At 61.6% G+C, this 10,441-nt stretch carries 8 protein-coding genes; 2 read left to right on the top strand and 6 right to left on the bottom strand.

The genetic code is table 11. The features are described 5' to 3' along the window. On the top strand, window positions 1–435 hold a 435-nt coding region (locus AB5Z09_RS01435; RefSeq protein ID WP_368194477.1), incomplete at its 5' end, for a PfkB family carbohydrate kinase. Next, a complete protein-coding gene (locus tag AB5Z09_RS01430; RefSeq protein WP_368194476.1) occupies window positions 435–1,439 on the top strand; it encodes a substrate-binding domain-containing protein in 1,005 nt (334 codons plus the stop codon). The genes AB5Z09_RS01435 and AB5Z09_RS01430, both read left to right, overlap by 1 nt. Before the next feature lie 84 nt (window positions 1,440–1,523). On the opposite strand, the gene AB5Z09_RS01425 is transcribed toward AB5Z09_RS01430, so the two are convergent. From AB5Z09_RS01425 to AB5Z09_RS01400, 6 genes are all read right to left on the bottom strand, one after another. After that, window positions 1,524–3,173: a diguanylate cyclase gene (locus AB5Z09_RS01425; protein ID WP_368194475.1), complete on the bottom strand. Its 1,650-nt coding sequence runs from the start codon at window positions 3,171–3,173 to the stop codon at window positions 1,524–1,526. Further along, on the bottom strand, window positions 3,173–3,649 hold the full coding sequence (locus tag AB5Z09_RS01420) for a hypothetical protein (RefSeq protein ID WP_368194474.1): 477 nt from the start codon (window positions 3,647–3,649) through the stop codon (window positions 3,173–3,175). The genes AB5Z09_RS01425 and AB5Z09_RS01420 overlap by 1 nt, the downstream gene beginning before the upstream one ends. Before the next feature lie 91 nt (window positions 3,650–3,740). After that, the gene (gene cobB, locus AB5Z09_RS01415; protein ID WP_368194473.1) at window positions 3,741–4,514 is read right to left on the bottom strand and encodes a Sir2 family NAD+-dependent deacetylase; all 774 of its coding nucleotides are present in this window, start codon (window positions 4,512–4,514) and stop codon (window positions 3,741–3,743) included. Between the two features lie 60 nt (window positions 4,515–4,574). Beyond that, complete coding sequence (locus AB5Z09_RS01410) at window positions 4,575–5,216, bottom strand: GNAT family N-acetyltransferase (protein WP_368194472.1); 642 nt, start codon at window positions 5,214–5,216, stop codon at window positions 4,575–4,577. Between the two features lie 3 nt (window positions 5,217–5,219). Next, a complete protein-coding gene (locus AB5Z09_RS01405; protein WP_150389089.1) occupies window positions 5,220–6,464 on the bottom strand; it encodes a response regulator in 1,245 nt (414 codons plus the stop codon). Beyond that, entirely contained in the window at window positions 6,451–10,440 is a 3,990-nt protein-coding gene (locus tag AB5Z09_RS01400) for a transporter substrate-binding domain-containing protein (protein ID WP_368194471.1), read from the bottom strand. Before AB5Z09_RS01400 ends, AB5Z09_RS01405 begins: the two co-directional genes overlap by 14 nt. Between the last annotated feature and the right edge of the window lies 1 nt (window position 10,441).

The following is a 10,441-nucleotide window of genomic DNA, read 5'->3' as shown; positions in this document are numbered from 1 at the left end:
GCCCGTCCGCTCTCAAGCGAACTGCTGGCGCTGGTCGACCTTATCACCCCCAACCAGACCGAGGCCGAGCTGTTGACCGGCGTCAAAGTCACCGACGAAGCGAGCGCCCGCGAGGCGGCTGCCCGTTTCCACCAGATGGGGATTGCGGATGTGATGATCACCCTGGGGTCGCAGGGGGTCTATTGCAGCAACGCCCAGCAGCAACAGCTGATCCCGGGCTTTCGGGTCAAGGCGGTGGATACCACTGCCGCGGGCGATACCTTCAACGGCGCCCTGCTGGCGGCGGAACTGGCCGGTGCCGATTTCCACAGCGCGGTGCGCTTTGCCCACGGGGCGGCGGCGCTCTCCGTCACCCGGTTCGGCGCCCAGAGCTCCATCCCGAGCAAGCAGGAGGTCGACACCTTCCTGCTTGAGCAGACTGCGCAGGGGCACTGATGGCCAATATCAAGGAGGTGGCGGCGCTGGCGGGGGTCTCGACCACCACCGTCTCCCACGTCATCAACGAGACCCGTTTTGTCGCCGAGGAGACCCGCGAGCGGGTCTTCGCCGCCATGCGTGAGCTCAACTATGCCCCGAGCCTAGTGGCCCGCAGCCTCAAGGTGAAGGAGACCAACAGTATCGGCATGCTGGTCACCACCTCCAGCAACCCCTTCTTTGCTGAGGTGGTGCGCGGGGTTGAGCGTTACTGCTTCGAGCAGGGCTACAACCTGATGCTGGGTAACACAGAAGGTCAGGCCGAGACGGCCCTCTCCTACCTCAAGATGATGCTGCGCAAGCGGGTCGATGGCCTGCTCATCATGTGTAGCGAAGGGCAACAAGAGGTGTTCAACCAGCTCGACTGGCTCAAAAGCCTGCCGGTGGTGGTGATGGATTGGGGACTGGTCAGCGAAGATGTGGATCTTATCGCCGACAACTCCTTCCACGGCGGTTATCTGGCGACCCGCCATCTGATTGAGCTGGGCCATACCGCCATCGGTTGCATCACAGGCCCCCACAGCCGCGCCCCCGCCAACCAGCGGCAGGCAGGTTTCGAGCTGGCGCTGCAGGAGGCCGGACTCACTGTCAATCCTGACTGGATCCAGGAGGGGGATTTTGACTGCGCCAGTGGCCATCAGGCGATGACCCATCTGCTGGAATTGCCCGAGCGGCCCACCGCCCTCTTTGTCTGTAACGACATGATGGCGATGGGGGCCATCAGTGCCGCCCATCAGGCGGGGCTGGTGATCCCGCGGGATATCTCCATCGTTGGCTATGACAATGTGGCGCTGGCCGAATTTATGTCGCCGCCACTCACTACCGTCAACCAGCCCAAAGAGGAGCTGGGGCGCCTCGCCGTCACCCGCTTGTTAGCTCGGATCAACGGCGAAGCGGTGGAGAATCACCTGATCACCGTCGACCCTGACCTGGTGATCAGGCAATCCTGCGCCCCTCGCACCTGACGTTCAGGGGCAATAAACGAAACAAGGCGACCCCGAGGTCGCCTTGTTTCGTTTTATCTCTGCCGTGCAATACCGCTTTTGCCCTCAGGCCAGCGACCTGGTCTCCCTTGCTGCCAGCACTTGCAGTGGCACCAGCCCCAATCGTCTGGCCAGAGGCTGCAACAACTCGCCATCATCATCCCCCTGCGGCAACCAGTAGCGAACAGGCCAGCCGGCTGCCAGCTGCGCCGAGGTGGTGCTGCCAATCTCTCTGAGCGCCAAAGTGCAACCCTGCTGCCGCAATCCCGCCAGCAAGACACCATCCGGCTGCAGCGTCGGTACCAGCAACACCAGCGGCGTGCGGGAAGCCCCCGGCAGACAGGCCAGTAGATGGGTCAGCTGGGCCTGGTTGTCGAGCGGGACCAGCAGTGCCCGACCATCGGCATACTGCGCCTCATGCGTTTGCAGCACACGGGCCAACACGGGCCCCAGTACGCCGCACTCCTGCAGCCAGCGCATGTGGCAGGGCGCCCCCTGCTCACGCCACTCAAGTGCCAATTGCCACATGTCGTTGCCCTGTCCGTCCGTCAGCGCCTGCAATGCCGCTCGCAGCGGTGCAGGCTCGCGCCCGGCCAGCCACTCTCGCAGCTGATGAAGCTGCTGCTGACTCAACTGCAACTGCTGCAGCATGGCGGGCTCAAACCAGCTGATCGCCCCCTCCTGGCTACGCTTGACCTGGTTAAGGGCCAGGATGGCCTGATCCAGCAGCCGGGCGGCATCCTGTTGCTGCGCCTTGGCAACCCCGAGCCGACAGGCCAGATCGAAGCTGCACTCCCGGGTCACGAACTCGAAATGGAGCAGATCCACCAGCTCATGAATGGCGGTTTCCAGCGCATCATCCGCCTTGGTCAGCACCACGGCAAATTCATCTCCACCGAGCCGGTAAGCGTGGCTGCCATGGGCCTGCTGCAGCTTGTTGGCCACCATCTGCAACAGCCGATCACCGACCTGATAACCCAGCAGATCATTGACCTGCTTGAAGCGCTTGAGATCGAGCACCACCAAAGCGCTCACCTCGCCAGCATGCAGAGCGCGAGAGAGCTGCTCCTGCAGGGCACGGCGGTTGCCAAGCTGGGTAAGGGGATCGAGCAGGGCAAGCCGACGGTTCGCCAGATTGGCGCGAATGAGGGCAGCGACCAGAGCGCCACCGGTCAGTAGCAGGATCAGTTGCCAGATCTGCAGCCAGAACAGGCTGTTGCGGATTTGGCTGACCGAATGCTCCCGCTCCTGGCCGGAGAGGATCTGATCCCCTATCTGTTCGATGAGACGGGTCTGGCTGGCGATCGCCTCCTGCAAGCGGGCAAGCTCAGCCCCCTCGCGCAGCGCACCGGCCTCCATCTGGGGTTCGAGCTGCTTGATCTGCTCGAACAGGGTGGCCAGCACTTTGCCGAGCCCGTGCCGCTGGCGCATCTCGGCGGTTTCACTGCTGATGAGGAAGATGTCGAGCCGGTTCCACAGCAGATCGTAATCGAGGCTCAGGGTCTCCATCGACAGTCTGCCAGCCCGATAGAGCTGCAAGTCGTAGAGGAAACGCTGGGATTCGAGCATTACCTGGCTGATGTTCCAGTGGACATTGCGGTAGAAGGTATCGACCAGCTGCTCCTGCCGATACTGCAGATAGAGGCTGCTGCCCGAAGAGAGCAGAAACAGCAGCGACACCGCAACCAACAGCAGATTTTGGCGGGATAGCCCCATCAATCGACGATCTCAATGCGGGTCACCTGCCACACCATGCAGTTGTGAATGGCAGGCACGTCCAGCTTGGGATAGGTGGTGAACGGGATGAGCAGCCAAAGCGGCCCCTTGTTGCGCCGGGTCAGCGGTTTGCCGTCCTCCTGACGCACCAGGGTCAGCGGCACGCCGTCGAACAGGGCCAGATCCACCACCTGCTGATAGCCGTTGAGGGCCGAAACGGCAATCTTGCGAGCATCCGGGATCCCTTGCGCCGCCAGCACGGCTGACAGGGTCGGCCCGCGATAGTGGTGAACGCCCTGAGTCCAGGGGGTAGTGGTGGTGAATTCGGTCTGTGGCAAGGCGGAGAGGGCCGCCTCATCGAGGGTCACCTGCTGGCCATCTGGCAGTACCAGGGTCATCAGGGGGATGGAGGCCGATGCGCTGGAACTGGCCAGCATCAGGAGAAAAAAAGCGATCCATTGCTTTACTGCGGTCATGGTAATTTGCGCCAACTGCGTCCCATTTTTTAAATGGTTGCCAGTGTGGCGATTTCACCGAACCATTGCAACTGTCCCGTCGCACACTAGCTCAGGGACCACGCATCTCCATCCAGTTGTGCCCCTCGACTTGCCTCGGTTGATGAATGCCGCACGCCTCCAGCAACTCATCGACATAGGCGGGCACCAGCAGGGAGGCTGGGCCATAGCGTTTTTCGTCAAACTGGCTACCTACCTCGCTCGGTTCGAGATTGAGCTCGATGGTGTGCGCCCCGTTCAATCCTGCTTCATGGACAAACCCGGCGGCCGGATAGACAGCGCCAGAGGTGCCGATAGAGATAAAGAGATCGCACTGGGCAAGCGCGCTGTAGATGCGATCCAGCCCGAGCGGCATTTCGCCAAACCAGACCACATGGGGACGCATCGGCTGAGGGAACTGGCAGCAGGAGCAGAGCTCGTCCTGATGGAGATCGCCACGCCACTCGATCACCTGACCGGACTCGGGGCAGCGGGCCTTGAGCAGCTCCCCGTGCATATGGATAAGGTTCTTGCTGCCCGCGCTCTCGTGCAGATTGTCGATGTTCTGGGTGACCAGGGTGACCGTGCTGGGCAGCAGTCGCTCGAGGCGGGCCAGCGCATAGTGGGCCGGATTGGGATGAACCTGGGGCTGTTGCAGCTGTTTGCGGCGGGAGTTGTAAAAGCGCAGCACCAGTTCGGGATCCCGGGCATACCCCTCGGGGGTCGCCACGTCCTCGACCTTGTGCTCTTCCCACAAACCGTCGCAGGCACGAAAAGTCTTGATGCCGGATTCGGCAGAGATCCCCGCGCCGGTCAGGATCACGATATGTTTATATGACTGCGCCATAAGCTGCTCCGTCTATCCCCGCACAATAAATGTGACCTTAGCACAGGGAAAAAAGTGTCACTATTCGCCCTTGGTCTTAAGCGGCGCCGCTGGCTGTGCGGGCAACCAGGCATCCAGTACCGACAGATCCAGCCTGACAAAGACCATCTCCCGCCCGGTCACCAAGGTCAGCGGCAAGCCAAGGCGCTTGAGCAGGGTCAGCATGGGCCGGTTCTGGGCCAGCACTTCCGCCGTCCACTCCCGGATCCCGTCCGCCCTGGCCAACAGTGCCAGCGCCAGCAGAATGCGCCTCCCCGCCCCCTTGTGCTGGAAGTGATCCGCCACGATGCAGGAGAACTCCGCCCGATCGGGATGAAGGCGGCGGCGGATTGATTGCGCCTGAGCCAGCGGCTCACCAGCCAGATCGGTCAGCAACAACGAAATCTGTTGTTCGGGGTGGTAATTGAGAAATTGGGCCACCTGTTCCGGTGGCGGCGTCCGTTTCGGGCGCATAAAACGCAGATAGATGCTCTCTTCACTCAATGCATCGTAAGCGGCCAGCATGCGGGCAGGCGCCACACCATGCAGCTCGCGTAGCAGGCAAGGCACCCCGGAGACCTGCATCGCCAGTGGCAGCGCGGCCCGGGAAACCGGATGGGGCCAGCCCTCCAGCCCTTTGCCGAGGCGCTCCCGGTGCATGGGCCAGCAGAGGTAGCGCGGCATGGCTTACCAGCGCCCCGTCATACCGCGCTCTCGCCACACCTCGACGTCGAGCAGGTTGTAAGGATCATCCAGATAGACGGCGATCCCCAGCTCCCGAACCCGGGCCATAAAACGCCCCAGCAGGGAGTCACCGGTCAAGGACTCCATCTCCGGCAAGATCCCCTGCCCCAGCAGCAAGGCTTGCAGCGGCAAACGTTCCAGCAGATCGAATGGCAGATGCTGGCTGTTATCGAGCAGCAGCGCCAGCTTGCTCCCTGCCAGACTGGCTTGCAGCACCAGTGCGAAGCGATCGGCATTGCCGAGCAGGTGGTCTCGACGGTGGATCAGCAGGGTCAGTTCGGCTGGGGTGCGCGACTGCTCCGTCAGCCAATCCTTGAGCGCCTCCCAGCGGCTGGGCAAACCCGTCACCGCCAGCCAGACCGGATGAGGGGTCGCGGGACTGGAGAGCAGCCCAAGCTGACCCTGCACCTCCCCCTGCCACCGGCGGATGGAGCGGCGCTGGCCGCTCAAGCGCTGTTGACGCAGCGGGCCCAGATAGAGTCGACGCAGCAACCTGAGCAGCTCGTCGCAATCAAGCGGCTTGGCCAGTGCCGCCAGAATGTTGAAACCGGCATCGTGCAGCAGGCGGCGGGCACCGTCGATCAGCGTCTGCTCATGGGCCGAGAGCAGCACGATGGGCAGCCCGGCCTCCTGCAACTGGGGCTGGTTCATCAGCAGACTGATGGCATCTTGCTCCACCAGACTGAGATCGCACACCAGCAGGCTGATGTCGCCCGCCGACAATGCCGCAAGACAGGCCGATTCATCCTGTACCCACTGACAGGAGAGCCCCAACCCGGCGATGGTCTGTTGCAGTTGCATCCCCTGAAACGGGTGATCCTCGAGCAGCAGCACCTTGTTAGCGGCCAGCCAGTTGCACCATTTACGGTAACTGGCGGCAAGCCCCCCCAGCCAATCCTCGCCGATAGCGTAGATCCCCTCATGCTGCTGCAACTGGGGGAAATAGTCCGCCTGCTGATGAGCGGCGGGGTCGTAAAGGGCAATGGCACCTGCCGCAAACAACCCTTCCCACTGCCAGCAGGCATCCGGTCGGGTACGGTGCAGCGTGACATAGGAGGGCAATGTCATGGTGCTGGCCAACTCATGGGCGGTGCTGTCGAGGGCATAGAGCACAATGGGGCAAAATCCTGCCGCCTCATGCTCTTCCGAATCGAGCAACGCCAGTAATTCTTCATCAGTGATGATCATCTTGAGCCCTCTTTGAAAACTGCTGGCTGAACTCATCCAGTGCCCGGTTCAATCTGGCTTGCAGCATCGGATGGGGCGCCTGTTGCCACTCTTCAATGACCGCCACCAACGCAGTCGCCCCTACCATTCTGGCGGCCCCCTTCAACTTGTGTAAAGCAGCATTCACGCCAACTTCATCTTCTTCTGTGCTGTAGCGCTCAAGTTCGGCCAAATCATCACGGGTAGCCTTCAGATAAAGGGCGGCCAGTTCATCGGTCAGCAGCGAGGCAACCGGTGTCGGGACGACAGCATTGCTCCCCTCTTTGGCAATATGGCGCAGCAAGGTCGCCAGCTCCTTGAGAGCGACCGGCTTGTCCAGATGGCCATCGCAACCGCAGGATTGCAGCTCCCTTGCCGCCTGATCACTGAGATCTGCGGTGATCACATAGACCGGCAGACGGGCCCAACGGGCGGATTGGCGCAACTGCCTGCACAGCTCGGCCCCGTTCATCACCGGCATCTGCAGATCGGTCAGCACAAAATCCACCTCCTGTTGCACCAGCATCTCCAGCGCCAGCTGCCCGTTGGCGGCAGTGATAACGCTGGCACCAAGTTGCCCCAGCTGCAGGCTGATCAGCTCGCGATTGACATCGTGATCTTCAACCAGCAGTACCCGCATGCCAAGCCCTGGCTGGGTGCCGGCCACCGGTTGATCCGGGGTCAACCGTGGCTGCAGCAGAGTGATGATGGTCCCAGGCACCCAGGACTCCCCTTGCCAGGCCCAATAGTAGAGCCCCTTCTCGTCCACCTCCGCTTGCAGCGTATCAACGGCGTTGCTGACGGTGGCGATCCCCAATCGACTAAGCCAGGGCGAGAGCGCTTGCGCCTCATCGTGGGGTAAAGAGAGTGCCAGCTGCCGCACATTGGGCAGCCAGTCCGGCTCCTGCTGCACCCGCTTCAGGGGCAACTCGCAATAGAAGCGGCTACCACCACCGGCACGCCCCTCGACATCTATAAGCCCCCCCATCTGCTCGATCAGCTGCTTGCAGATCGCCAAACCAAGACCTGTGCCCGGCGCCCGCAGCTGGCCTTCAACGGCAAACTGCTCGAACGGCATAAAGAGCGTGGTGCGCATCTTGGCGGTGATCCCCGGCCCCTGATCATCCACACCGAAGCGCAAGGTTGATGCGACCACCTCAGCCCACAGTACCACTTCCCCACGCAGGCTGAACTTGATGGCATTGGAGAGCAGGTTGTGGAGCACTTGCCGTACCCGGTGAGGGTCGAGGGTCTGCAGGGCTGGTAGAGCTGGATCCAACTTAAGGCGCAGTTGCAATCCTTTGGCCCGCGCCTTGGTCCAGTGCACAGCCGCCACATGCTCGCACAGCTCGGCAAAATCGGTGGGTTGCGGCGAGAGGGAGAGTTTGCTGTTTTCGTTGCGGCTAAAGTCGAGCACATCGTTGAGCAGGCCGAGCAACTCATCCCCCGCCTGACGCACCCTCGCCAGCGCCGAATCCTGCTCTCTCGACAAAGGAGTACTGGCCAGCCACTCCAGCAAGCCGAGCATGGCGTTCATCGGCGTGCGGATCTCGTGGCTGATGGCGGCCAGAAAGCGCCCCTTGGCCAGAACTGCCTGTTGCGCCTGCTCATGGGAGTGCTGCAATGCCTGATCCTGCTCGACCCTGGTAGTGGCATCCTGCATCACCGCATAGATCCGCCAACCCTGCGGCTGACTGCGCCCACGGCCATAGAGCTGCAACCAGCGCAGACCCTTGGTCGGATGGTAATAGCGCATGGTGAACGCGAAGGGTTTGCCAGCCTGCAACATGGCGAACATCTCACGGCTTACCCGACGACGATCCTCGCGCTCCAGCATAATGAGCACCCGTTTGGGCTCACGACGGATCTGCTGACTCGCCAGCCCCAGCAGCTCGTAACAGCCCCGGCTGATAAACTCGATCCCCCCTACCCGTCCCCGCTCGAACATAAACTGCAGCACCACGCCGGGAACGGTATTGGTCAGGGCGCGCAGGCGGCGCTCTGCCTGACGCAGAAAACGGGCCTGCTCACGCAGCACACTGATATCCGACAGGGCGATGAGATCGGTGGCAGGTGCCTGCTTGTCCAGCCGCAGCGGATGCTGGGCATAGGCGAAGACCTGATCCCCCAGCACCAACTCCCCTTCACTCTTCTGAGGCTGTACCGGCGGCAACATCAACTGCTGCGAATAGCGCAGGGCCAGACGTCGCCCCTGTTTATTGGATTTGATCACCTTGCCCTGGCTGTTGCGCAGATAGACGGGCACCGGCAACGCCTGAAACATGGTTTCCCGCAGCTCGCTCTCGATGGCCAGCGCCTTCTCGGCGGCGTGACGCTGGGCCACCTCCCGTGCCAGTTGCTGGCGAGAACGCCAGATCCCGCCGATGACAATGCCGCTGATCAACAGTGCCATGGCGATGGAGCCAAACCAGGCGGCGTAGCTCACGCCAGGCTGCTGCACGACGAACAAGCGGCGCCAGCGCTGGTTAAGTTCGTCGATCTGGGTGCTGGTCAGGGCCATCAGGTTGCGATCCATCACCCCGGCCAGTTCTGTCTGACTCTTGTTGATGGCAAAGCCAAGACTGAAGCGATCTTCCAGCTCCTCGATATCGAGCCCTTCCAGCAAGTTGGTACGCTGGGGATATTGCAGCTGATATAGCTCGCTCAGCATGGCGTCAGCCTTGCCCTGTTTGATCGCGGCAAGCCCCTGCTCGAGGCCGTCGGTGCGAAGCCACTCCTGATCACCGAGCAGGGCGAGCAAGGAGGGATCGTAGAGGGATTCCGGCACCAGAATACGCTGCCGCTTGAGCTGCGCCATGCGATCGGCAGCCAGCTTGCGCTTGCTGATCAAGGCAAACCGGTTGGTGGAGATCGTCCGACTGAAAATGAACTGATCCGTCAATGCCGGGGATTCCGGCAAGCCGGCCATCATATCCGCCTCACCACGGCGCAGCTTTTCTACGGCCTCCGCCTTGCTGGCGGCAGGCACCAGCTTGTATTTCAGGCCGGTCTCCTGGGTGACCCAGCGCAGCACATCCGCGCTCCACCCTTTCGCCTCCCCCAGATCATTGACGCCGCTATAGGGCATCAACTCGGGATTGACCACCAGGCGAATGGTGCGCCCGCGGCCGGATAACCAGGCCTGCTCGGTATCGCTGAAGTGGGGTTGGTTGACATATAGCGACCCCTGATCGAGATAACGGGCCAGATCGGTATAGATAGTACCGGCCGGCATATGACGGATCAGGGTGTCCACCAGATTGGCCAACTCCGGCTGATCACGCATCATCAAGCGATAGCTGATGATCCGATCCTCACCAAACAGGCGGCGCAGGCGCAAACCATCGGCAGGAAACTCGCGCATCAGATAGCGCAGTTGCAGATAGTCCCCCAGATAGGCATCACCCTTGCCACTCTGCAGCGCGTCGTAGACCTTCTCTCCGCTTTTTAGGGAAATAATGCGTGCCTGAGGATAGAGCTCGTGCAACAGGCGGGCAGAGTCTGCCACCGAGTAGACCAGAAAGCGGGCCTGTTTGAGATTTTCACCCTTGTAGAGGATGGCGGCATCGGTCTCCATCATCGGACGACTTAACCGCATGCCCTCCACGGCCTTCTTGCGGGTTCCGACATAGGGAATGATGTCACAGTCACCCTCTGCGAGCCCGTTGCGCAATGTCTGCCAATCGGGCAACTCTTTGAGCACGAGGGGAACCGGGAACAGCTCCTGCAACCGGGCGAGACGATCCTTGAGCAGTCCCCCCTCGGCCATCAGGTATGGTGGAGGAAGCGTCGCAGGATAGCAGAGCGAAAGCTGACTCAGTGAATTTACATAAGCTTGGGTCGCCGGCGCCAACGGCAGCACTGTGGTCTGCAAAGGCTTGGCGTACAACGGCAGTGCCAGCACGGCACCCAGAAGAAAAACGGGGAATTGGGTCATCTGAAAACAAAAGCCAGGCATC

The sequence above is a fragment of the Aeromonas sp. R2-2 genome, from assembly GCF_040908355.1.
GTDB lineage: Bacteria > Pseudomonadota > Gammaproteobacteria > Enterobacterales > Aeromonadaceae > Aeromonas > Aeromonas veronii.
The sequence above is the reverse complement of the archived record's forward strand: the minus strand, read 5'-3'. Positions and strand labels throughout refer to the sequence as shown.

Bases quoted from the DNA above. Each gene is read 5' to 3' on its own strand.
- AB5Z09_RS01420 (WP_368194474.1), bottom strand. From the start codon at position 3,649: ATGACCGCAGTAAAGCAATGGATCGCTTTTTTTCTCCTGATGCTGGCC.
- AB5Z09_RS01405 (WP_150389089.1), bottom strand. From the start codon at position 6,464: ATGATCATCACTGATGAAGAATTACTGGCGTTGCTCGATTCGGAAGAG.
- cobB (WP_368194473.1), bottom strand. From the start codon at position 4,514: ATGGCGCAGTCATATAAACATATCGTGATCCTGACCGGCGCGGGGATC.
- AB5Z09_RS01410 (WP_368194472.1), bottom strand. From the start codon at position 5,216: ATGCCGCGCTACCTCTGCTGGCCCATGCACCGGGAGCGCCTCGGCAAA.
- AB5Z09_RS01425 (WP_368194475.1), bottom strand. From the start codon at position 3,173: ATGGGGCTATCCCGCCAAAATCTGCTGTTGGTTGCGGTGTCGCTGCTG.
- AB5Z09_RS01400 (WP_368194471.1), bottom strand. From the start codon at position 10,440: ATGCCTGGCTTTTGTTTTCAGATGACCCAATTCCCCGTTTTTCTTCTG.
- AB5Z09_RS01430 (WP_368194476.1), top strand. From the start codon at position 435: ATGGCCAATATCAAGGAGGTGGCGGCGCTGGCGGGGGTCTCGACCACC.